The following is a 21853-nucleotide window of genomic DNA, read 5'->3' as shown; positions in this document are numbered from 1 at the left end:
TCGTCCGGCTCAGCTGTTGCGGCGGCCGGTGGAGCTGTCCGCCGTGGCGGCCTGCGCCTGCTGCTCCAGCTTGGAGTGCTTGATGCTGTAGCCGAAGTAGACGACCACGGCGACGGCGAGGGCGATCGCGCCGGCCCGGAAGGTGTCGGCGTGCAGGCCGGTGATCAGGTAGGCGCAGAAGGCGACGCTGAGCAGCGGGACGACCGGGTAGCCGGGGACCTTGAAGCCGCGCGGCAGGTCGGGCTGGGTGCGGCGCAGGATGATCACGCCGATCGAGACGACCGAGAAGGCGATGAGCGTCCCGAGGCTGGTGATGTCGGCCAGCTCCTTCAGCGGGACGAAGGCGGCCAGCGCGCCGACGCCGAGGCCCACCACGAGGGTGTTCCAGACCGGGGTGCCGGTGCGCGGGGAGAGTTCGGCGAAGCGCTTGGGCAGCATGCCGTCGCGGCCCATGGAGTACAGGATGCGGGTCTGGCCGTAGATCACCACGAGGGTGATGCTGAAGATCGAGAGGATCGCGCCGATCGCGAAGACGATCGAGGGCCAGGTCTGGCCGGTGATGTCCTGGAGGATCTGGGCGAGGCCGGCCTCCTGGCCCTGGAACTTCTGCCACGGCTGGGCGCCGATGCCGGCGAGGGCGACCAGGATGTAGAGCAGGGTCACCACGACCAGCGAGATGATGATCGCCAGCGGCAGGGTGCGGCGCGGGTTCTTGACCTCCTCACCGGCGGTGGACACGGCGTCCAGGCCGATGAAGGAGAAGAAGATGCTGGAGGCGGCGACCTGCACGCCGCCGATGCCGAGCGGCATGAACGGGGTCAGGTTGCCGGAGTGGAAGCCGGTGAGCGCGACGCCGACGAACAGCAGCAGGATCAGGATCTTGATCCCGACCATGGCCGCGTTGACCTTCACCGACTCGCTGACGCCGCGGATGAGCAGCACGCAGACCATCGCGACCAGCAGCAGCGCCGGCAGGTTGAACCAGTGGGTGTCGTTCGGCGCGCCGGACAACTGCTCCGGGATGGTGAAGCCGAAGGTCAGGTCGAAGAACTTGTTCAGGTACTCGGCCCAGCTCACCGCGATCGCGGAGGCGGAGACGCCGTACTCCATCAGCAGGCAGATGCCGACGCCGAACGCGACGCCCTCGCCGAGGGTGGCGTAGGCGTAGGAGTACGAGGATCCGGAGACCGGGATCGCGGAGGCCATCTCGGCGTAGCAGAGCGCGGTGAGTCCGGCGGTGACCGCGGCGAGCACGAAGGACAGGATGACGGCCGGGCCGGCCGAGGGCACCGCGCTGCTGAGCACGAAGAAGATGCCGGTGCCGATGGTGGCGCCGATGCCGATCGAGGACAGCTGCCAGAGGCCGATCGTGCGACGCAGGTGGATGCCGGAGCGTCCGCCCTCCTCGGGCGCACCGGCCGGGAGGCCGTCCCGGCCCTCGCTCTCGGCGATGAGGGACGAGACGGGCTTGCGTCGCAGCAGACGCGCACCGAGAGAGTTGCTGGTCACAGCTGCGGTCCTTCTGGGCGGGGGAGGGTGTCCTGGCGGCCGGTCACTCGACGCGTCATGGGGTGTCATCGGGGACCAACCGAACAAAGATGGGACAGTACCCCGCGAAAGCACCAGTGTCGCAAACGAACAGTCCGGATCGGCGCATTGTACGAATTGGCGCATGAGTCTATACAAACCGGACACTTCGCAGACGGCGGATTCGCCGTCCAGCAGCTAAGGCAGCAGTTCAGCGGCCCAGCACCGCCCGCATCACCGAGCGGGCGATCGGCGCGGCCAGCCCGCCGCCGGTGACGTCCGTGGCGTCACTGTCCGCGATCACCACGGCCACCGCCACCGGCGGCACCGCGTCCGAGCCGGCGGGCTTGGCCCAGGAGATGAACCAGGCGTACGGCGTCCCGCTGTTGTCCACCCCGTGCTGCGCGGTGCCGGTCTTGCCGCCGACCACCGCGCCGCCGATCCGGGCGTTGCCGCCGGTGCCGTTCTCCACCACGTCGGTCATCAGCTTCTGCACCTGCCCGGCCACCGCCGGGGTCATCGCCCGCCGGTACACGGCGGGTTTCATCAGCTGCACCGCGGTGCCGTCGCCCTTCGTCAGTCTGTCCACGAGCTGTGGACGCATCACCGTCCCGTCGTTGGCGATCCCGGCCGCGACCATCGCCATCACCAGCGGGGTCGCCGCGGTGTCGAACTGCCCGATCGAGGAGAGCGCCACCTGCGACTGGTTCATCGTGGTGTCGAAGTTGGACCGGGCCGGGCGCACCGGCATGTCCAGCCTGGCGTCGTTGAAGCCGAAGTTCTCGGCCATCGCCACCATCGGGTCCAGCCCGGTCCGCACCCCGAGGTAGCCCAGCACGCTGTTGCAGCTGTAGACCATCGCGGTGTCCAGCGACTGGCCGGGCCGGTCGCACGCCGAGGTGTCGTTGACCAGCGGCGTGGTCGTCCCGGGCAGCACGTACGGGTACGGCGCGTCGGTCGGCGCGTCGGGGTCGGTGACCACCCCGGCCGCGAGCGCGGCCGCCGCCGTGACCACCTTGAAGGTCGAGCCCGGCGGGTAGGTCTGGCGCAGCGCCCGGTTGAGCATCGGCTGGTCGGTGTCGGCCTGCAGCCGGTTCCAGGCGGCCTGGTCGGCCGCGGCGGAGCCGGCGAAGCTGCCCGGGTCGTAGGACGGCGTGCTGGCCAGGGCGAGGATCCGGCCGGTGGCCGGCTCGATCGCGGCCACCGCGCCCTTCTGGCTGCCGAGCCCGCGCACCGCGGCCTCCTGGGCGGCCCGGTTCAGGGTGGTGTAGACGTCCCCGCCGGGGTTCTGCCTGCGGGCGACGGCGTCCCAGACCGCCCAGCCGGCCAGTCTGCTGTCCGTCCCGGACAACAGGTCGTCCTCGACCCCCTCCAGCTGGGTGTTGCCGTACGCCTGCGAGGCGAAGCCGGTGACGGCCGCGTACGTCGGACCGTCGGTGTAGGTGCGCTTGTAGTCGTACCGGCCGCCGGTGGGTTCGGAGCCGGTCACGGTGTCCGCGCCGACCCGGATGTCGCCGCGCGGCTGCGAGTACCGCTCGATGGTGAGCCGCTGGTTGGCGGCGTTGTGGTTGAGGTCCTTGGCCTGGAACACCTGCACCCGGGTGGCCTGGACGCACAGCGCCGCGACCAGCAGCAGGCAGAAGACGCCCGCGCGGCGCCCGGTGACGGAGATGCCCGGCAGGCCCTGCGGCCCGTTGCCCCGGGCGCGCGGACGGGAGCGGGTGCGCACCATCAGTCCTCCTCCGACACGGGCGCGGACACGGACACGGGCAGGACCGGGGCCGGGGCCGGGGCCGGCCGACGCGCGATGTCGCTCATCCGCACCAGCAACGCCACGATGATCCAGTTGGTGACCACCGAGGAGCCGCCCTGCGCGACGAACGGCAGCGTCATCCCGGTCAGCGGGATGAGGTCGAGCACCCCGCCGGCCACCACGAACACCTGGAGGCCGACGATCGCGGCCAGGCCGATCGCCAGCAGCCGCCCGAACGGGTCGCGCAGCGCGATGCCCGTCCGGAACCCCCGGGAGATCAGCAGCGCGTACAGCAGGAACACCGCGACGAGCCCGGTCAGGCCGAGTTCCTCGCCGATGGTGGCGAGGATGAAGTCCGACTTGGCGGCGAAGCCGATCAGCACCGAGTGCCCGTCGCCGAGCCCGGTGCCCAGTTCCCCGCCCCAGGCGAAGGCGAACAGCGACTGGGCGATCTGGTTGGCGCCCTTGCCCGCCGCGATCGAGCCCAGCGGGTCCAGCCAGTCCGTCACCCGGCTGTGCACGTGCGGCGAGAGCCAGCCCACCGTGACCGCCCCGACCGCCGCCAGGACCAGCCCGATCACGATCCACCCGGTGCGCGCGGTGGCCACGTACAGCATCACCACGAACAGGCCGAAGAACAGCAGCGAGGTGCCGAGGTCCGTCTCCAGCACCAGGACGCCGACGAACGCCGCCCAGATCAGCAGCACCGGCCCGAGCACCCGGCCGCGAGGCAGCTGCCAGCGCCAGACCCGGCGGCCGGTGAGCGCCAGCGCGTCCCGGTGCACCGCCAGGTAGGCGGCGAAGAAGACGGCCAGCAGGATCTTGGCGAACTCCCCCGGCTGGAAGGACAGCGGCCCGAGGACGATCCAGATCCGCGAGCCGTACACCGGCGGGAAGAAGATCGGCAGCACCAGCAGGACCAGCGCCACCAGCGCCCCGAGGTAGGCGTACCGCTGCAGCCGCCGGTGGTCGCGCACCAGCAGCACGACCGCGATGAACAGCGCCACCCCCAGGCTCGACCAGAGCAGCTGGGTGGAGGCCGCGCCGACGCCCGAGGTGGCGCGGTCGAGCCGGTAGATCACCACCAGGCCGATCCCGTTGAGCAGCACCGCGATCGGCAGCAGCAGCGGGTCCGCGTACCGGGCCCGCCGGCGGACCACGGCGTGCGCCAGCAGGGCGAGCACGCCGAGCGCGGCGCCGTACTCGGCCGCGTCGGCCGGCACCCTGCCGTCCAGGTTGACGCCGACCTCGACGTAGCCGAACACGGCGATCAGCACGGCGGCCAGGACCAGCAGCAGCTCGGTGGTGCGCCTGGTCGGCACCGGCCGGCTCGGCCGGGCTGCGGTTCTCGTCACGGCGGGGGGTGTCGCCACGGACCGTCCTGGGGGTCGCGGGGAGCCGGAGCGCTGTTCCGGGGGATGCCAATCGGAATGGACCGGCGACACGAAGCCGGTTCACCCAGGTTCGTCACCCTAACGAGCACTATCCATATTTATCGGCTTTTTGCTGCGGTGTGTCCGCCCTTGGCATGAATCCTCCGCTCACTCGGGCCGCCGTCCGGCCAGTGCCGCCGCCCCGGCCGCCGCCGCGGCCAGCAGGGCGGCGGCGGGCGGCAGTTCCGCCCACGGCACGGCGACCCGACCGGTGCGGGCCGCCGAGACCAGACCGCGGACCGCCGCGTTGGCCGGCGAGAGCGGCGCCACCAACGCCAACGCGGCCAACGCCAGCGCCAGCGCGATGCCGTACTGCGGCCGCGCCAGCACCGGCCGGTTCGCCAGCGCCCCGGCCGCCACCCCCAGCAGCACGCACACCACCGCGGCCGACGCCCCGGCCGCCAGCGCAGGTCCGACCGGCGGCTGCCGCTCCACCCCCGGGTTGGCCACCGTCCCGCTCAGCCACCACAGCGCCGCCACCTCGGCCGCCGCCAGCACCAGCCCGGCCGTCAGCGCCGCCAGCAGCGCGCCCAGGTGCACCCGCGGCGGCCCCGCCGCCGCGACCAGGCAGGCCCGCGAGGCCGGCGGCTCCGCCCCGAGCGCGCTGCGCACGTACCAGGCGCTCACCGGCAGCAGCACGGCCGCGCCGTAGCCGAGGTCGCCCAGCAGCGGGTTGCCCGCCGACACGCCCACCACCAGCAGCAGCGCGTACGCCAGGAACGGCGGCAGCCAGGCGTGCGAGCGCACCAGCAGTTCCAGGTGGTACCGGGTCAGCGCCCCGAGCTGCCTCACCGCCGCCCCTCCCGCTGCCGCACCGCCAGCACCCGGACGGCCGGTCGGCCGAGCAGCAGCCGGCGCAGCAGCGCTTCCGTGTGCGCGGCCGGCACGGTCAGCCGCACGGCCGTGCCGGCCAGCGGGGTGAGCCGCGGCGCCCCGGGCAGCCGGGGCGGCAGCGGGGTGCCGTCCGGGACGTCCACCTCGACCTCCGTCTCCGGGCCGCCGTCCGGCACGGGCCCCGCCTCCTCGGCGGGCCGCAGACCGCCGTCCGCGCCGACCTGGTAGGCGGCGCTGGTCAGCCCGGCCAGCCGGGCCGGGTCGTGGTCGACGAACAGCACCGCCCCGCCGTCCGCCGCCCGCTCCGCGGCCGCCTCGTCCAGCACCGCCCTGGCGTCGGGGTCGAGCCCGGTCCAGGCCTCGTCCAGCAGCAGGACCGGGGCCTGCGCGAGCAGCGCCTGCGCGACCGCGACCTTCTGGCAGGTGCCCTTCGACAGCCGGCTCAGCGGGGTGCCCGCCCGGTCCGCGATGCCGAAGCGGTCCAGCCAGTCCCCCGCCCGCCGCCGCGCCCGCTCCGCCGACAGCCCGTGCACCCGGCCCACCCGCAGCAGGTACGAGGCGGCGTCGAACGGCAGCGCGGGCGGGAAGCGTTCGGGCACGTACGCGGCACCGCCCGGGCGGGCCACCCGCCCGGCGGTCGGCCGCTCGATCCCGGCCGCCAGCCGGAGCAGCGTCGACTTGCCGCTCCCGTTCGCCCCGGCGATCCGCACCAACTCCCCCGGCCCGACGGCGAGATCGACCCCGCGCAGGACCCATCGCCCGCGCCGCCCGTACCGTTTTCCGACCCCCGTCAGCTCCACCGCGCCCCCATTCCCGCCCGGACTCGCACGAAACCCGCACGGAAGGCTATCCAGCCCGGGTAGGGCGGACGTAAGTCCGCGCAGCCCCGACCGCCTTTCCACGCGCCGGAGTTCACGCCGTGGCGAGGTGGCACACGATCCGCTCTCGTTTGGCCATCGCGAACTGATGATCCCTAGGATCACCGGGTGACTACCGGACGACGACCAAAGACCAGGCTCGGCAGCCTGCTGGGCGCCCTGGCGATAACGGGCGCCTCGCTGCTCATCGGCCTGCCCGCCCACGCCGACGAACCATCAGCCGGAGCCGCAGCGCCCAAGGAGGCCCCCAGGGTCGACCTCGTCCTGGACGTCAGCGGCTCCATGAACGAGCGGGACATCCAGGGCAAGAGCCGGATCTCGGTGGCCCAGCAGTCGCTGAACGACGTGATCGACGCGCTGCCCGCGGAGACCGAGTTCGGCATCCGCACCCTGGGCGCGAACTACCCCGGCAACGACAAGACCCAGGGCTGCCAGGACACCAAGCAGCTGTACCCGGTCGGCAAGACCAACAAGGTCGAGGCCAAGACGGCCGTCGCCACCCTGCGGCCCACCGGCTGGACCCCGATCGGCCTGGCCCTGCGCGGCGCGGCCCAGGACCTCGGCAAGGGCGAGACCACCCGCCGGGTGGTGCTGATCACCGACGGCGAGGACACCTGCACCCCGCCGGACCCCTGCGACGTCGCCCGTGAACTCGCCTCCCAGGGAATCCACCTGGTCGTCGACACCCTCGGCCTGGCCCACGACGACAAGACCCGCCAGCAGCTGCTCTGCATCGCCAACGCGACCGGCGGCACCTACACCGACGTCCGCACCCAGGAGCAGCTCACCGACAAGGTGAAGCAGCTGGTCGACCGCTCCAACGACACCTACGCGGTGACCCCGGTGAAGACCTCCGGCGCCGACAAGTGCGAGAGCGCCCCGGTGCTCGCCCCGGGCGTGTACAGCGACCGCGAGAAGTTCTCCGAGCACCGCGTCTACAAGGTCCCGGTCAAGTCCGGCCAGGAGCTGCGCGCCTCGGTCAGCGTCGGTCTGGACCGCGCGGTGGCCCGGGACTACGGCGTCCTGCTGCAGGCCACCAGCGCGACCGGCCAGGAGCTGGTCCGCGGCACCGACGCCGGCAGCAGCCGCACCGACGTGATCTCCACCGGCCTGCGCTGGTCCACCAGCGACTCCAAGGGCTACATCACCACCGGCCCGACCTCCTCGTCGAGCGCCAAGCCGGAGACCACCGTCTGCCTGGTCGTCAGCAACTCGCTGGCCCCGCAGGCCGGCGTCCAGGCCGACCCCGGCCTGCCGCTGGAGCTGACCGTCGACCTGGCCACCGCCTCGTCCGCCCCCGAGGGCGCGGCGATGGGCCTGGGCCGCGGCTGGATCCTGCTGCTCACCCTCACCCTCGCCGGACTGCTGTTCGGCCTGGTGTTCGGCTGGATCGCCCGCTGGCGGATCTCTGTCTGGCGGGAGAACTGACCATGCGACCGACCACGCGCACGACCCTTCGCGGCGCCCTCGCCGCCCTCGCCCTGCTGCCCGCCCTCGCGCTGGCCGCCCCGACCGCCTCCGCCGCCTCCCCCTCGCCCTCGGCGAGCGCGAGCGGCGCCCCGGCCCCGGCCACCAAGGCCGGCACCTCCTTCCTGACCGCGACCAACCTCTCCCCCGGCCAGGACGCCAACGTCGCCGCCTCCACCGGTGACTACCTGTACTGGGCGTTCGGCACCTCCGAGGGCCAGACCCCGACGATCGGCCTGACCGTCAACCTGGCCCCCGCGACCGACCGGCACGGCCCGCAGACCTGGTCCGCCGAGGTCTTCGACGGGCTCCGCCGCCGCCAGTCCTGCACCGCCGGCACCCAGAACGCCACCGGCGACCAGAACACCGGCACGCTCACGCTGAGCTGCACCCTGCGCGAGATCCGCTCCTGGGCCGAGCCGTGGTCCGGCGACCCGCTGCCCGGCACCTACTACGTGCGGCTCTCGGTCAGCGACGTCCCGCAGACCGACCTGGGCCTGGCCACCTCCGTCCAGCTGCACGTCAGTGCCAAGGGCAACGCGGACAACGCCCAGCCGGAGGGCGGCGAGCTCAAGGCCCCGCTGGTCCCGCCGGCCGGCGGCGGCGCCAGCACCGCCAAGGCGGCCGCCCCGGTGGCGGCCGAGGAGCACTGGTACACCGGCTGGTTCTCCGGCTGGAACAGCCGCTGGTACTGGACCATCGGCGGCGGCGCCCTGGCCGCCCTGGCGGGCGTCCTGGGCTACAACCTGACCCGGCACCCACGCGGCTACCGCCCGCCCCGCTACGGCGCCGTCCCGCCGCAGTCCGGCGCCCCCCAGCCCGGCCCCTACGCCGGTTCCCAGCGCCCCTGACCCACCCCGCCCAACCCTGAGGGCCGGCCGGACTCCCCCGGCCGGCCCTCGGCCGTTCCCGCTCCGGTTCCCGCTCCCGCCCCCGTGCGCGACCGACCGGCGACCGGGACCGTCCGAGGGCCTCGCCGCCGCCCGGGCGGCCGGCGAGCCGGGACTCGGCCCGTGGGTGACGCTCGGCAAGACCTTCAAGGGGCTGACCGAGCGGACGCTCGCCTGGCAGACCGCCGAGTTGCTCGCCCGGGAGACCGGGCGGGACGCCCGGACGGTGCCGGTCCGGCCGGAACTGGTCGTCGAGGTCGCCTTCGACGGCCTCCAGCGCGGCCCCCGCTACCCCGCCGGGCTGGCCCTGCGGTTCACCCCGGGTGGTGCGCTACCGGCCGGACAAGAGCGCCGCCGAGGCCGACACGGTGGCCTCCGCACGGGAGTTGGCCACCGCCGAAGGCTCTTGTGAGGCCGTCCGCGCGGCCTGGTCCGCCGACCCGTCCGGCGAAGTACCGCCGGTTGAAACGCATTGCGCCGCAATGGGGGTTCACACACAGGGGCCGAGTCAGCCATTCTCGATCCGGCCACCGTACCCCTCCGTGAACGGACCAGCGACGGCTAGGTTGACCGTGACAACGAGAGGCGGCCGCCGGGCAGCCGGCGCCGCCCTGGCGAAAGGTGCCCGACATGCAGGTGAGCGTCGACCGGGACCGTTGCTGTAGCTCCGGCATGTGCGTGATGAACGCCCCCGCGGTCTTCGACCAGGACGACCGGGACAGTCTCGTGAGACTCCGTCAGACCGTCCTGCTGCCCGAGCAGTTCGACGACGTCAGACTCGCCTCCGAGCTCTGCCCGGGCCGGGCGATCACCGTCACCGGGGACGAGCCCGCGCGGACCGGGGCCTGACGGACCCCCGCCGCCGGCCCCGCAGGCCGCGCCGGGAACCTTCCCGGGCCCCGAACCCCACGAGAACACCCGCGACGTGAGGAGACCCCCGCCTTGACCACCGCATCCACCACCCCCGTCCTCCCGCTGCCGGCCCGGCACTCCGGTGGCTGCCCGTTCGGCCCGCCGCCCGCGTACTCCGAGGCCGCCGCCACCGGGCCGGTGACCAGAGCCGAGCTGCCCGACGGCGACCTCTGCTGGCTGGTCACCGGCTTCGCCGAGGTCCGCACCGTGCTGTCCGACCGCCGGTTCAGTGCCGACATCCGCCACCCGACCTTCCCGCTGCTGGTCGCCGGCGCTCGCGAGCTGATCACCGACAATCCGGACTTCCTGCGGCTGGACGACCCCGAGCACGCCCGCCAGCGCCGCATGATCACCGGGGAATTCCTGGTCAAGCGGGTGGAGGCGCTGCGCCCGGAGATCCAGCGGATTGTGGACGAGGCACTGGACCGGATGACCGCGGGCCGGACCACGGCCGACCTGGTCACCGACTTCGCGCTGCCGGTGCCCTCGCTGGTGATCTGCCTGCTGCTCGGCGTGCCGTACGAGGACCACGACCGCTTCCAGAACCTGAGCCGCACGATGCTCAGCCGGGAGAGCACCGTGGAGCAGCTCCGGGAGGCCCAGGAGGAGGTCCGGGACTACCTTCGCGACCTGACGGCCCGCAAGCGCGCACAACCGGAGGACGATGCCCTCAGCCGACTCGCGGCGCGGGACGACCTGACCCCGGACGACGTGGCCGGCATGGGCGTGCTGCTGCTGGTCGCCGGGCACGAGACGACCGCGAACATGATCTCGCTGTCGACCGCGCTGCTGCTGGAGCACCCCGAGCAGATCCCCGGCCTGGCCGACCCGGCCACCCTGCCGGGCGCGGTGGAGGAGCTGTTGCGGCTGCTGACCATCGTGCACACCGGCCTGCCCCGGGTGGCGCTGGAGGACGTGGAGCTGGGCGGCGTCACCGTCCGGGCCGGGGAGGGCGTGATGGCGATGCTCTCCACCGCCAACCGGGACGAGGCGGTGTTCGGCGGCGCCGGCCATCGGGCGACGGACGAGCTGGACCTGGACCGGGACGCCCGGCGGCACCTGGCGTTCGGCTTCGGCGTACACCAGTGCCTGGGCCAGCCGCTGGCCCGCGCCGAACTCCAGATCGCCCTGGAGACGCTGTTCCGCCGGCTGCCGGGGCTGCGGCTGACCGGCGAGCGCGAGTTCCGTACCGAGTCGTTCATCTACGGGATGCGGTCACTGCCCGTGGCTTGGTGAGCGGGGCCCAATGGAGAACTCTCGCTGGAGTACCAGGCAAAGCTGTCCGGGCGATCATGCGCGGAGCCAGATGACGAGAGCGGCTGCGGTGACGGTGCCGAGGTAGACGTATCCGCGCTTGTCGTATCGGGTTGCGACCGCTCGGGCGTGCTTGAGCTTGTTGATGGCCCGTTCGACGGTGTTGCGCTTCTTGTACCGCTTCTCGTCGAAGGCCGGTGGGCACCCGCCGCGTGAGCCTTTGCGCAGGCGGGCGGCCTGACCGTCCGCCTTCTCCGGGATCGTGTGCCGGATGCCGCGCCTGCGCAGGCAGGCGCGGCACGGGCCGCTGCTGTAGGCCTTGTCGGCGGCCACGCTGTCGGGCGTCTTCCGGGGCCTGCCCGGCCCTGTCCGCGGGACACGGATCTTCTCCAGTACCGGCGGACGCGTCGCCCAAGCGGTCCTGCTCGCCCTGATGGTCTTCATGATCAACCTGTTGACCGTCCAGGACCGGCTCCGCGCCAGCAGCCCCGGGCTGACAGCGGCGAACAGCATCGAGGACTACGACGGCCTCACGCCCGCCCCCGCAGACTTCAACGGCCTGCCCCCGCCGCACAGCTGACGAACAACTCGCAGACACCCCGAAGTGGCCTACCCCACAAAGCCGTTGGCCCGCCGCTCGACGGCGGCTTCCGCACGACCGCAACAGCTCGGCCGGCCCCGAGAAAGCCCGCGCAGTCGCGTGATCTACGTCACGAAGCCCCATCGCCATCGCACGCCGTCTCGAACAGACCCGCCCAAAGCAGAAATCCCGCCCGACCGAATCGGTCGAGCGGGATCTCGTGACCACTCACGAATCAGACTCGTGAACAGTCGTTGGGTGGAGCTGAGGGGATTCGAACCCCTGACCCCCTCGATGCGAACGAGGTGCGCTACCGGACTGCGCCACAGCCCCAACGAGAAGAAACTCTAGCACCTTCCGGAGGGGGGCCGTGACCACCCCCGGCGATGCGGCGCTGGTCCGGGGGCCGGGGAGGTCACTCGTTGGCCGCGCGGGGGCGGGCCTCCGGGGCCGACGGTTCGGCGTACTGGTCGAACAGCGGGGTGTTGCGGGCGGACTCGGCGGGGCGGCCCGCGGTCCAGGTGCCGGGGGCCGTCAGGTCGAGACCGCGGGAGACCCGGGGGGCGACCGGCGCCGTGACGTACGTCGGCAGCGGGACGGGCACCGGCTCCCAGGAGTCCGGGCCGGCCGCGCCGCGCTCGCGCATGCCGTCGACCCACTCCTCGTGCTCGGTCGCCTCGGCCACCGCGGAGGCGGACGGCGCGGAGACGGCGGCCTCGCCGGGGTCGGCGGCCAGCCGCAGGTGCGGGCGGCGTCCGGCCCGCACCTCGGAGGCCGGGGCCTGGGCACGAACCGGGGCCTGGGCCCGGACGTGGGCCTGGGTGTGGGCCTGGGTGTCAACGGCCTCGGCAGGGACGCTCCGGGCCGCGGCGCGCTGCTGCTCGCGCTTGCGCAGCCGCTCGGCCGCCTGGGCGGCCCGGGCGCGGTCGAGCTTCACCTCGTAGCGCTGGCGCTCCAGCTTGCGCAGGTGGCCGATGTACAGGGTGAGGAGGATCGCCGGGACGGCCGGGACCCAGAGGAAGGCCAGTCCGGCCACCGCCGCGACCACGGCGCCGAGCGCGAAGGCCAGGAAGAGGGCGGTGACCATCCGACGCCGGCGGGCCAGCAGCCGGGCCCGGCGCTGCGCCCCGCCGTGCGGCGCGGAGCCCGGACGCTCTCCCCGGGCGCCCCGCTCGGGCGAGGACGAGGATGCGGGCGAGGACGCGGACGCGGACGCGGGCACCGGCGCGGGCGGAGGCTCGACGGAGGGCGGGGACTCGGGCCCCACGGCGGGCGGCGCGGAGTCCGCCGCGGGGTCGCCGGAGGCGGCCCCGTCCCGTCCGGGAGGGCCGTCGCTGCTGTGCTCGTCGTCACGCGGTTCGTCGCCCAGGGCCCGGGCTGCCCGCCGCTCCAGCCCCGAACGCCCGGCCAGCAGGCGGATGGCGGTGCTGAAGCGCTCCGTCGGGCGCGCCTCGTTGAGTTCGTCCTGCCTGCGGAGCCACATCGGCACCAGATAGGCGGCCCAGGCCCCTACGATGACGGCGTAGATAAGGCCGCTACTGCTCACGATCCACACCGTACGGGCGCCGGGAAGGCCTGGCAGCAATTTGGCTCGGCGTGTCGTGTGATCAAGCTGATTCTCCGACTATTTTGCCGGTATTTGTGCCAGTCCGCCGTCGCGACGATGCCATATCGATATTTGTTTCGAACATATATTCAATTACTTGACTCGCGACCTGAACTGATCGACCGCCAGCGTTCCAGCATCCCCTCCGGCACCTCCTCGGCGGTCAGCGCGTACACCAGGTGGTCCTGCCAGGCGCCGTCGATGTGGAGATAGCGCGGGCGGATTCCCTCCGAGCGGAAGCCGAGCTTTTCCACCACCCGGCGGCTCGGGCCGTTCTCCGGGCGGATGCAGACCTCGATCCGGTGCAGGCCGAGGGTGCGGAAGCAGTGGTTGACGGAAAGCGCCACGGCCGTCGGCATGATGCCCCGGCCGGCCACCGCCTCGTCGATCCAGTACCCGACGTTCGCCGAGCACATCGAGCCCCAGGTGATGCCGCCCACGGTCAGCTGGCCGACCAGCTGGCCCTTGTAGAGCACGACGAAGGGCAGCATCCGCCCGGCCGAGCCCTCACCGCGCAGGAAGCGCACCATCTGCCGGAACGTCGGGCGCGGCCCGGCGGCCTGCCCGGCCGGACCGGGCGGGACGGTCGCCTCCCAGCGGCGCAGCCAGTCCCGGTTGCGGAGGCTGACCTCCTGCCACTCGCGCTGGTCGCGGGCCCGGATCGGGCGCAGCACGACCTCCCCCTCGTGGAGTTCTACCGGCCAACCGGCGTTCAGTGCGTTCTCCCGGAAGCTGGTGCGTCCGGCCGGGGGTGGTCCCCGCCGCCGAGCTGGTCGATGGCGTGGACGAGCAGCGGTTCGAGGACGGCCAGGCCGTCCTTGACGCCGCCGGTCGAGCCCGGCAGGTTGACGATCAGGGTACGTCCGGCGAGCCCGGCCAGCCCGCGGGAGAGCGCCGAGGTCGGCACCTTCTCCCGGCCGTACGCGCGGATGGACTCGGCGATGCCGGGGACCTGCCGGTCGATCACCCGGGCGGTCATCTCCGGGGTGAGGTCCGTCGGCGAGATGCCGGTACCGCCGGTGGTGAGCACGACGTCGTAGCCGGCCGCGACGGCCTCGCGCAGGACGGCCTCCACCGGCTCGCCGTCCGGGACGACCCGGGGGCCGTCGGCGGTGAAGCCCATCGCGGTCAGGCCGGCCACCAGCAGCGGGCCGCCCCTGTCCTCGTAGACGCCGGCCGAGGCCCGGTTGGACACGGTGACCGCAAGGGCCCTCATCCGTCCGGACCCCTCGGTGGTGAGCTCGCTCCGCCCGTTCACTCGCCCGCCTCCGGCGCGAACCAGTCGCCGCTCTTGCCGCCGGTCTTGCTGAGCACCCGGACGGACTCGATGGCAGCGCCCTTGTCCACGGCCTTGACCATGTCGATGACGGTGAGGCCGGCCACCGCGACGGCGGTCAGCGCCTCCATCTCGACGCCGGTGCGGTCGGCGGTCCTCACGGTGGCGGTGATCTCGACGGCGTCGTCCGCGACCGTGAGGTCCACCGTGACGCCGGAGACGGCGATGGGGTGGCAGAGCGGGATCAGGTCGGGGGTCTTCTTGGCGCCCATGATCCCGGCGATCCGGGCCACCGCGAGGGCGTCGCCCTTGGGCACGCCCTCGCCGCGCAGCAGCTCGACCACCTTCGGGGAGACCCGGACCCGGCCGGCCGCGACGGCGGTGCGCGCGGTGGTGGCCTTCTCGGAGACGTCGACCATCCGGGCCGCGCCCTGGTCGTCGACATGGGTGAGGCGGTCGCCGGGGGGAGGTGTCGTCACGGGTGGCTCCAGGGGCACGCAGGTCGAATACCGCGCTACCGTACAGCTCCCCCGCCACACCCCGTGGGAGGGGCCTGGTCCGCGAGACATGTCCTAGGAACCGAGCAGGACCACGTCGACCTCGCTGCCGGCGGGCAGGGCGGTGACGGCCTCGGGGACGGTGATCAGGCAGTTCGCCCGGGCCAGGGCGCCCACCAGGTGCGACTCGGCGCCGCCCACCGGCTCGACGGTGCCGTCCGCCGCCGAGTAGCGGCCGCGCAGGAACTGCCGGCGGCCGGCCGGGGAGCGCAGCGCCGCCGGGCAGAGCGCGCGGACCACCGGGCGGTGGACGTCGGCGGCGCCGAGCATGGTGCGGATGACCGGGCGGACGAACAGCTCGAAGGAGATGTAGGCGCTGACCGGGTTGCCGGGCAGGGCGAGCAGCGGCACGCCGGCCGGGCCGCCGATCCGGCCGAAGCCCTGCGGCTTGCCGGGCTGCATCCGCAGCCTGCGGAAGTCGACGCCGCCGTAGGACTCGAAGACCTCCTTGACCACGTCGTACGCGCCGACGCTGACCCCGCCGCTGGTGACGATCAGGTCCGCCCGGCCGAGCTGGTCCTCCAGGACGGCGCGCAGCCGGTCGGCCTGGTCCGGGACGGCGCCGACCCGGTAGGCGATGGCGCCGGCGTCCTGGGCGGCCGCGGTGAGGGTGAAGCTGTTGGAGTCGGAGATCTGCCCGGGGCCGACCGGCTCGCCGGGCTGGACCAGCTCGCTGCCGGTGGACAGCACTACGACCCGGGGGCGCGGGCGGACCCTGACGGTGGCGCGGCCGATCGCGGCGAGCAGGCCGAGCTGGGTGGGGCCGAGCCGGGTGCCGGCCCCCAGGACCTTGGTGCCGGCCGCGACGTCGCTGCCGCGGTGGCGGATGTGGGCGCCCTCGGCGACCGGGCGCAGGACGCGGACCTCCTCGTCCTCGACGGGCGCGGTCATCGCGTCGGCGGGCACCCCGGTGCCGGTGCCGCCGTCGGTCCACTCGACCGGGGCGACGGCCTGGGCGCCGGGCGGGACGGGGGCGCCGGTCATGATCCGGGCGGCCTGGCCGGGCCCGACCCGGGGCAGTTCGCCCGCGCCGGCCGCGATGTCGCCGACGACGGCGAGCACCGAGGGGTACGGGTCGGTGGCGCCGGCGGTGTCGGCGGTGCGCACGGCGTAGCCGTCCATCGAGCTGTTGTCGAAGGGCGGCAGGTCACCGTCGGCGAGGACGTCCTCGTCGAGCCGGCAGCCCTGGGCGTCGAGCAGTTGCAGCTCGATGGCGGGCAGCGGGCCGACCGCGGCCAGGACGTCGGAGAGGTGTTCGTCCACCGTCCAGAGGCGGGGGGCCGCCGGTGCCGGGTCCGTGGTTCCGTCGCAGCAGGCTGCGGCGGATCCGGTGGTGTGTTGGGTGGACCCGGTCATCGGCGGCTCGCTCTCTGTCGTCGTGTCAGTCCTGCAGCTCGGAGGCGACGAACTCGCGCAGCCAGGAGCGGAACTCCGGGCCGAGGTCCTCGCGCTCGGAGGCCAGTCGGACGATAGCGCGCAGGTAGTCCGCGCGGTCGCCGGTGTCGTAGCGGCGGCCCTTGAAGAGCACGCCGTGGACCTGGCCGCCGGCCTCCGGCTCGCGGGTGGTCAGCTCGCGCAGGGCGTCGGTGAGCTGGATCTCGCCGCCGCGGCCGGGCGGGGTCTCCCGCAGCACGTCGAAGACCAGCGGGTCGAGGACGTAGCGGCCGATGACGGCGTAGTTCGAGGGGGCCTCGTTCGTCTCGGGCTTCTCGACCAGGTCGGTCACCTGGAAGACGTCCTCGCCGAAGCCGTTCGCCTTGACGGCGGCGCAGCCGTAGAGGTGGATCTGGGAGGGGTCGACCTCCATGAGGGCGACGACCGAGCCGCCGAGCTCCTGCTGGACCTCGATCATGCGGGCGAGCAGCGGGTCGCGCGGGTCGATCAGGTCGTCGCCGAGGAGGACGGCGAAGGGCTGGCCGGCCACGTGCTGCTCGGCGACCGAGACGGCGTGGCCGAGGCCCTTCGGGTCGCCCTGGCGGACGTAGTGCATGTTGGCCAGCTCGACGGATTCGCGGACCCGGCGCAGGCGGTCCTCGTCGCCCTTGCGGGCGAGCAGCTCCTCCAGCTCGTAGGCGCGGTCGAAGTGGTCCTCCAGGGCCCGCTTGTTACGGCCGGTGACCATCAGTATGTCGGACAGCCCCGCGGAGGAGGCCTCCTCGACGACGTACTGGATGGCCGGCTTGTCGACGACGGGCAGCATCTCCTTCGGAGTGGCCTTGGTTGCCGGGAGGAAGCGGGTGCCCAGTCCGGCCGCGGGTACCACGGCCTTGGTTACCGGGATTCGGGAGTTGGTCGTCGTCATGCGTTTACCTTACTCAGGCACGTTTTCGCCCGGCCGGGCGCGGTCGACGGCTAGGACAGCACGTCGCGGGGCCCGGCCACGGCGGCAGGCGTATGGGAATTGACCGGCTGGGCGAGGGGGTCCCCGCCGGCACAGGGCGACAGACTACCCGGCTTTCCCGAACGGTCACGCTCGGCAGTCGCGTTGGGCTGCGCACCGGCGGCGGGCGGGGCGGCCGGCCGCGCCGCCGACCGGTCGCCGGGGCCCGGGCGGACCCGCCAGCAGTCGCCGCCGGCCGCCCTGGCCTCGGCGAGCGCGCGGTCGGCGGCGCGCAGCAGCACGGCGGCGTGGGTGCCGTCCTCGGGCAGCACGGCGACGCCGACGGCGGCGGTGAGGCCGTTGCCGTGGGCCGGGCGGGACTCGCGCGGGCCGGAGGACCAGTCGAGCAGCAGGTGCCGGCGGACCGACCAGACCAGGCGCTCGGCGACCTGCGCGGCGCCCTCGGCGCCGGTGTCCGGCAGCACCACCAGGAACTCCTCTCCGCTGTAGCGGCCGAGGGTGTCGGCACGGCGGATCTCCATCGCCAGCCGCTGGGCGAGGTCGCGCAGCACCGCGCCGGCGCGGCCGCGGCCGTGCTCGGCGACGACCGCGTCGAAGCCGGTGATCTCCAGCAGCAGCACGGCCAGCGGGCGCGGCCCTTCGGGCTGGTCGGTCCGCTCGGCGCGGCGGGCGCGCTCGATCTCGCGGTCCAGGGTGAGCTGCAGGTGGCGGTAGTTCCACACGCCGGTGAGCGGGTCGCAGGAGGCGGTGCGCTCCAGGTCGGCGCAGCGGGTCTCCAGTTCGGCGATCCGCTCGCGCAGCCGTTCCTGCCGGGCGGCGGCTTCGGCGCCGCCCCGGCGCAGCCGAAGCCCGAGCACGGTGGCGCCGGCCAGCGCGGGGGCGCTGAGCACGGCCAGGGCCTGGACCAGCAGCGGGGTGGACAATCGCGGCGCCCTTTCGCGTGTCAGGCTCTGCGCGTCGATGGCGCCGGCCGGCGGGACCGGTCGGCGGCACGGCTCGACGGCACAGAGTTGCGGAGGATCCGATGCACAACGAGAAGAGCGATCTGAGGACACGGCTGTTGACCCGGCGCCGCGCGCTCTCCGCCGAGGGGCGCGCGGAGGCCGCGCTCGCGCTGGCCGGGCACGCCGGGGAGCTGGCGGCGCCGGGCGCCACCGTGGCCGCGTACGTGTCGGTGGGCGCCGAGCCCGGGACCAGGCCGTTGCTGGACGCGCTGCGGGCGCGCGGGGTGCGGGTGCTGCTGCCGGTACTGCTGCCCGACAACGACCTGGACTGGGCCGCCTACCGGGGCCCGCAGGAGCTGGCCCCGGCCGGACGCGGGCTGCTGGAGCCGGTCGGCCCTCGGCTCGGCCCGGAGGCGGTCACGGAGGCCTCCGTGGTGCTGCTGCCGGGCCTGGCGGTGGACCGGCGGGGGCTGCGGCTGGGCCGCGGCGGCGGCAGCTACGACCGGGTGCTGGCCCGGCTGGGGCGGGCGGGCGCGCGGCCGGTGCTGGCGGTTCTGCTCTACGAGCACGAGCTGCTGGACGAGGTGCCGGCCGAACCGCACGACCGCCCGGTGGACCTGGCGGTCACGCCCGCCGGGCTGCGGAGGCTGGGGTGAGACGGCGGCGGCCCCGCTCCGGGGAGGGAGCGGGGCCGCCGGGGTCGTACGGGTCGTGCGGGTCGTGCGGGGTCAGCCGTTGGTGAGCACCAGCTTGTGCTTGGTGGCCTTCTCGACCGCGTCCGGCGTGTAGGCCCAGGTCAGCAGCTTGCCCTTGAGCCAGAGGTCGGTCTGGTCGTTGTAGTTGTCGTGGAAGGCGTGGCCGGAGGCGCCGCCGACGTTGATCCACCGCGAGGAGTCGAGGTCACTCAGGTCGATCACCATCCGCATCGACGGGATCCAGTCCACCTGGTAGCCGGCCGCCGCGTTCCAGCCGGCCGCGTCGACGGCCGCCGAGCCGCCGGAGAGCCGGTACGGGCCGCGGTTGAGCAGCCGGTGGACCGCGCCGGAGGCGATCGAGGAGTCGTCGGTGCCGAGGGTCTGCTCGCGCAGGGTCAGCTTGTGCAGGCGGCCCCAGCTCCAGGTGGAGATGTCCTTGCTGAGCAGCGAGGTGAGGTCCTGCCGGGCGTCCTTCATCGCCTCCTTGAGCAGGTTGTCCAGGCCCTTCTGCTCCTTGTGCTGGGAGTCGATGTACGTCCACCAGGAGCTGTCCGGCTTGTCCAGCTGCTGCCGGACCACCTCGGTCCAGCGGTCGCCGCCGTCCGGCTGGGCCTTGCCCGGGTCGCGGGTGCCGCACTCGGTGACGATCTTGCTGGAGCTGTCCGGCCTGGTCGGGTCGTCCTGCTGGCGGACCAGCAGGCAGTTGCCCTTGGCCCGCAGGTCGGCCGGGAACTTCTGGCCGAAGGCGAGGCTGAGCAGCTGGCGCCAGACGCCGTTGTAGTAGGCGGCGGCGGCCGAGTCGGCGTCCTGGTGGTAGTTCCAGTCCTTCAGCAGGTCCTGCGCCTCACGCACGTACGGGTCGTCGATCTGCTGCTTGAGCAGCAGCGGGACGAGCGTCTTGGCCATGATGCTGGTGTTGTCCAGCTGCATGGTCTGCATGTCGTCCGGCGAGATCTTGCCGTTGTTCTTGAGCAGGCCCTCGATCTGGTCGGTGATCTCCTTGGCCCGGGTGCCGTACTCCCAGTCCTTGGTGAGCGAGTACTTGTAGCTCGGGTCCACCACGGCCTGGTTGGCGGTGACGATGTAGCCCGCGGACGGGTCCAGGCTGTACGGCAGGGCGGTGAAGGGGATCGAGCCCTTCCACTGGTACGTGGAGTCCCAACCCGGGGCCGGGTAGGTGCCGTCGCCCTTGCCGCGGACCGGGATGTCGCCGGGGGCCTGGTAGCCGATGTGCTTGGCGTCGGCGTAGACCAGGTTCTGCGCGGGGACGGCGAAGTCCTTGGCGGCGGCCCGGAACTCGTCCCAGTTGCGGGCCCGGTCCAGCTCGAACACCGCGTCCATGGTCTTGCCGGGGTTCAGCGCCGTCCACTGCAGGGCGACGCCGTAGCCGCCGGTGCCGCGGTCGGGGGCGGCGCTGCCGTTGGGGGCGTACTTGCCGACGTTCTGCTGCTCGGTGCTCTGGTCGGAGATGAGCGGGGCGCCGGTCTGGGTGGTGCGGACGGTGATCGTGCGGTCGTCGCCGCCGGCGACCTTGATGGTCTCCTTGCGGAGGTCGAACTTCACGTCCTTGCCGTCGACCTGGTAGGTGTCCGGGCCGGTGACCTTCTCCAGGTAGAGGTCGGTCACGTCGGCGCCGAGGTTGGTGAAGCCCCAGGCGACGTCCTTGTTGTGGCCGATTATCACGCCGGGCATGCCGGCGAAGCTGAAGCCGGAGACGTCGTACTGGCAGGCCGGCGAGCTGGTGCGGCAGTGCAGGCCCATCTGGTACCAGACCGAGGGCAGGCCGGGGCCGAGGTGCGGGTCGTTGGCCAGCAGCGGCTTGCCGGTGGTGGTGTGGGTGCCGGCGACGACCCAGGAGTTGGAGCCGATGCCCTGGCCGGGGCGGCCGAGCAGCTGCGGCATGCCGTCGATCCGGTCGGTGAGGCCCTGGAGCAGCGCCTTGGTGGTGGCCGCGCCCTGGGTGGTGGCGGTGCCGCCGCCGGACGGGGGCGAGCCGTCGGCGGGGCGGTAGTTGTCGCCGGCCACCGTGCCGGTCTTCACGATCGTGCCGTTGCGGGTGTACGGGTAGTCGGGGTACAGCTCGGCGATCTTGTCCGGACCGAAGTCCTGGGCCAGCAGCGAGCGGTCGATCTCCTCCTGGAGGTTCCCGGAGAGGTTCCAGGCCATCGCCTTGAGCCAGGCCACCGAGTCGACCGGGCTCCACTGCTCGGGCTGGTAGTCGCCGTTGACGGCGCCGAGCAGGGCGTACTCCAGAGAGGCCTTCTCGCCGCCGGGGTGCTCGGCGAGCCAGGCGTTCACGCCGTCCGCGTAGGCCTGGAGGTTCTTCTTGGTGTCGGCCGACAGCTTGGTGTCGAACTCCTTCTGCGCCACCTGCCGCCAGCCCATGGTCCGGATGAAGGCGTCGGTGTCGACCTGGCCGTCGCCGAACATCTCGGACAGCCGGCCGGCGGTGATGTGCCGCCGGACGTCCATCTCCCAGAAGCGGTCCTGCGCCTGGACGTAGCCCTGGGCGCGGAAGAGGTCCTCGTTGGTGTCGGCGTAGAGCTGCGGGATGCCGTTGGCGTCCCGCTTGACGTCGACCGGCGCGCTCATGCCCGCCACCTTGACGGTGCCGTCGACCTCCGGGAAGGACGCGCGGACCGCGGTGACCCCGCGGTAGCCGCCGTAGCCGACGCCGGCCACCAGCAGCACGACCAGCACGATCACGATCAGACGGGCGCGCCGGAACTTCTTCGAGCGGGGCATCTGGGTCCTTGCGGTCCTGACTTCGGGGCGGGCGGGCGTGTCCAGGGCCGGGGGCCGTGACAGGGCACCACATTAGGCCGAGTCGGCCGAGCGGCGTGCACGGGGGACGCTCACCGTGGGATCGGAGGAGGTCAACGAGGAGGCCCGGAAGCGGCGGTTGG

General features: G+C 73.3%; 19 protein-coding genes, 1 tRNA gene and 2 pseudogenes. 7 read left to right on the top strand and 15 right to left on the bottom strand.

Annotated features, from left to right (window positions below; translation table 11 throughout):
- Positions 1 to 9: 9 nt before the first annotated feature.
- The 5 genes from ACIP37_RS28260 to ACIP37_RS28240 all read right to left on the bottom strand — a co-directional run bounded on the left by ACIP37_RS28260 (position 10) and on the right by ACIP37_RS28240 (position 6347).
- Complete coding sequence (locus ACIP37_RS28260) at positions 10 to 1578, bottom strand: amino acid permease (protein ID WP_400809511.1); 1569 nt, start codon at positions 1576 to 1578, stop codon at positions 10 to 12.
- Positions 1579 to 1738: 160 nt separating this feature from the next.
- Positions 1739 to 3259, bottom strand: coding sequence for a penicillin-binding transpeptidase domain-containing protein (locus ACIP37_RS28255; protein ID WP_363630149.1), 1521 nt, complete (start codon positions 3257 to 3259; stop codon positions 1739 to 1741).
- Positions 3259 to 4635 (bottom strand): FtsW/RodA/SpoVE family cell cycle protein, encoded by a 1377-nt coding sequence (locus tag ACIP37_RS28250; RefSeq protein ID WP_363585346.1) that lies wholly within the window; start codon positions 4633 to 4635, stop codon positions 3259 to 3261. Before ACIP37_RS28250 ends, ACIP37_RS28255 begins: the two co-directional genes overlap by 1 nt.
- A gap of 186 nt (positions 4636 to 4821) precedes the next feature.
- A complete protein-coding gene (locus ACIP37_RS28245; protein WP_363630148.1) occupies positions 4822 to 5505 on the bottom strand; it encodes an ABC transporter in 684 nt (227 codons plus the stop codon).
- Entirely contained in the window at positions 5502 to 6347 is an 846-nt protein-coding gene (locus ACIP37_RS28240) for an ATP-binding cassette domain-containing protein (protein WP_363630147.1), read from the bottom strand. The genes ACIP37_RS28245 and ACIP37_RS28240 overlap by 4 nt, the downstream gene beginning before the upstream one ends.
- A gap of 186 nt (positions 6348 to 6533) precedes the next feature.
- On the opposite strand from ACIP37_RS28240, the gene ACIP37_RS28235 reads away from it, so the two are divergent.
- The 5 genes and pseudogenes from ACIP37_RS28235 (at position 6534) to ACIP37_RS28215 (ending at position 10930) form a co-directional block, all read left to right on the top strand.
- Positions 6534 to 7853, top strand: a complete 1320-nt coding sequence (locus tag ACIP37_RS28235) for a VWA domain-containing protein (RefSeq protein ID WP_371517392.1) — start codon at positions 6534 to 6536, stop codon at positions 7851 to 7853.
- A 2-nt stretch (positions 7854 to 7855) separates the two neighbouring features.
- Positions 7856 to 8743, top strand: a complete 888-nt coding sequence (locus tag ACIP37_RS28230; protein ID WP_400809515.1) for a peptidase — start codon at positions 7856 to 7858, stop codon at positions 8741 to 8743.
- A gap of 139 nt (positions 8744 to 8882) precedes the next feature.
- Positions 8883 to 9153, top strand: a pseudogene (locus tag ACIP37_RS28225) (ATP-dependent DNA ligase); the annotation flags it as partial.
- A gap of 259 nt (positions 9154 to 9412) precedes the next feature.
- Positions 9413 to 9631, top strand: a complete 219-nt coding sequence (locus tag ACIP37_RS28220) for a ferredoxin (RefSeq protein ID WP_359896573.1) — start codon at positions 9413 to 9415, stop codon at positions 9629 to 9631.
- Positions 9632 to 9724: 93 nt separating this feature from the next.
- Positions 9725 to 10930, top strand: a complete 1206-nt coding sequence (locus tag ACIP37_RS28215) for a cytochrome P450 (protein WP_363585350.1) — start codon at positions 9725 to 9727, stop codon at positions 10928 to 10930.
- 54 nt (positions 10931 to 10984) lie between these two features.
- Here the strand turns inward: ACIP37_RS28215 and ACIP37_RS28210 are convergent.
- Positions 10985 to 11347: pseudogene (locus tag ACIP37_RS28210) on the bottom strand (transposase); the annotation flags it as partial.
- Here ACIP37_RS28210 and ACIP37_RS28205 point away from each other — a divergent pair.
- Positions 11268 to 11528 carry a hypothetical protein gene (locus ACIP37_RS28205; protein ID WP_400809760.1) on the top strand — a complete coding sequence of 87 codons (261 nt, stop codon included), beginning with the start codon at positions 11268 to 11270 and terminating at the stop codon, positions 11526 to 11528. The pseudogene ACIP37_RS28210 and the gene ACIP37_RS28205 overlap by 80 nt on opposite strands.
- 259 nt (positions 11529 to 11787) lie before the next feature.
- On the opposite strand, the gene ACIP37_RS28200 is transcribed toward ACIP37_RS28205, so the two are convergent.
- The 8 genes from ACIP37_RS28200 to ACIP37_RS28165 all read right to left on the bottom strand — a co-directional run bounded on the left by ACIP37_RS28200 (position 11788) and on the right by ACIP37_RS28165 (position 18231).
- Positions 11788 to 11861: transfer RNA gene (locus ACIP37_RS28200), tRNA-Ala, on the bottom strand.
- An 82-nt stretch (positions 11862 to 11943) separates the two neighbouring features.
- A complete protein-coding gene (gene glpR / locus ACIP37_RS28195) occupies positions 11944 to 13074 on the bottom strand; it encodes a gephyrin-like molybdotransferase receptor GlpR (protein ID WP_400809519.1) in 1131 nt (376 codons plus the stop codon).
- Between the two features lie 149 nt (positions 13075 to 13223).
- Positions 13224 to 13808 carry a GNAT family N-acetyltransferase gene (locus tag ACIP37_RS28190; protein WP_400809521.1) on the bottom strand — a complete coding sequence of 195 codons (585 nt, stop codon included), beginning with the start codon at positions 13806 to 13808 and terminating at the stop codon, positions 13224 to 13226.
- Positions 13809 to 13846: 38 nt separating this feature from the next.
- Entirely contained in the window at positions 13847 to 14350 is a 504-nt protein-coding gene (locus tag ACIP37_RS28185) for a MogA/MoaB family molybdenum cofactor biosynthesis protein (protein WP_363585352.1), read from the bottom strand.
- A 38-nt stretch (positions 14351 to 14388) separates the two neighbouring features.
- A complete protein-coding gene (gene moaC / locus ACIP37_RS28180) occupies positions 14389 to 14829 on the bottom strand; it encodes a cyclic pyranopterin monophosphate synthase MoaC (protein WP_363585407.1) in 441 nt (146 codons plus the stop codon).
- Positions 14830 to 14982: 153 nt separating this feature from the next.
- Positions 14983 to 16323 carry a gephyrin-like molybdotransferase Glp gene (gene glp / locus ACIP37_RS28175; RefSeq protein ID WP_363585353.1) on the bottom strand — a complete coding sequence of 447 codons (1341 nt, stop codon included), beginning with the start codon at positions 16321 to 16323 and terminating at the stop codon, positions 14983 to 14985.
- A 25-nt stretch (positions 16324 to 16348) separates the two neighbouring features.
- Entirely contained in the window at positions 16349 to 17269 is a 921-nt protein-coding gene (galU, locus tag ACIP37_RS28170; RefSeq protein WP_363585354.1) for a UTP--glucose-1-phosphate uridylyltransferase GalU, read from the bottom strand.
- A 50-nt stretch (positions 17270 to 17319) separates the two neighbouring features.
- On the bottom strand, positions 17320 to 18231 hold the full coding sequence (locus tag ACIP37_RS28165) for a GGDEF domain-containing protein (protein WP_400809524.1): 912 nt from the start codon (positions 18229 to 18231) through the stop codon (positions 17320 to 17322).
- Between the two features lie 101 nt (positions 18232 to 18332).
- Here ACIP37_RS28165 and ACIP37_RS28160 point away from each other — a divergent pair, with 101 nt between their 5' ends.
- A complete protein-coding gene (locus tag ACIP37_RS28160; RefSeq protein WP_363585356.1) occupies positions 18333 to 18908 on the top strand; it encodes a 5-formyltetrahydrofolate cyclo-ligase in 576 nt (191 codons plus the stop codon).
- 72 nt (positions 18909 to 18980) lie between these two features.
- On the opposite strand, the gene ACIP37_RS28155 is transcribed toward ACIP37_RS28160, so the two are convergent.
- Entirely contained in the window at positions 18981 to 21692 is a 2712-nt protein-coding gene (locus ACIP37_RS28155; RefSeq protein ID WP_363585357.1) for a penicillin acylase family protein, read from the bottom strand.
- Between the last annotated feature and the right edge of the window lie 161 nt (positions 21693 to 21853).

Source organism: Kitasatospora sp. NPDC088861, from assembly GCF_044750105.1.
Classification (GTDB): domain Bacteria; phylum Actinomycetota; class Actinomycetes; order Streptomycetales; family Streptomycetaceae; genus Kitasatospora.
This window is presented reverse-complemented; position numbering and strand designations above follow the sequence as displayed.

Coding starts and splice junctions, on each gene's coding strand:
- ACIP37_RS28185 (WP_363585352.1), bottom strand. CDS start 14,350: ATGAGGGCCCTTGCGGTCACCGTGTCCAACCGGGCCTCGGCCGGCGTC.
- ACIP37_RS28155 (WP_363585357.1), bottom strand. CDS start 21,692: ATGCCCCGCTCGAAGAAGTTCCGGCGCGCCCGTCTGATCGTGATCGTG.
- ACIP37_RS28160 (WP_363585356.1), top strand. CDS start 18,333: ATGCACAACGAGAAGAGCGATCTGAGGACACGGCTGTTGACCCGGCGC.
- ACIP37_RS28230 (WP_400809515.1), top strand. CDS start 7,856: ATGCGACCGACCACGCGCACGACCCTTCGCGGCGCCCTCGCCGCCCTC.
- galU (WP_363585354.1), bottom strand. CDS start 17,269: ATGACGACGACCAACTCCCGAATCCCGGTAACCAAGGCCGTGGTACCC.
- moaC (WP_363585407.1), bottom strand. CDS start 14,829: ATGGTCGACGTCTCCGAGAAGGCCACCACCGCGCGCACCGCCGTCGCG.
- ACIP37_RS28255 (WP_363630149.1), bottom strand. CDS start 3,259: ATGGTGCGCACCCGCTCCCGTCCGCGCGCCCGGGGCAACGGGCCGCAG.
- glp (WP_363585353.1), bottom strand. CDS start 16,323: ATGACCGGGTCCACCCAACACACCACCGGATCCGCCGCAGCCTGCTGC.
- ACIP37_RS28260 (WP_400809511.1), bottom strand. CDS start 1,578: ATGACACCCCATGACGCGTCGAGTGACCGGCCGCCAGGACACCCTCCC.
- ACIP37_RS28220 (WP_359896573.1), top strand. CDS start 9,413: ATGCAGGTGAGCGTCGACCGGGACCGTTGCTGTAGCTCCGGCATGTGC.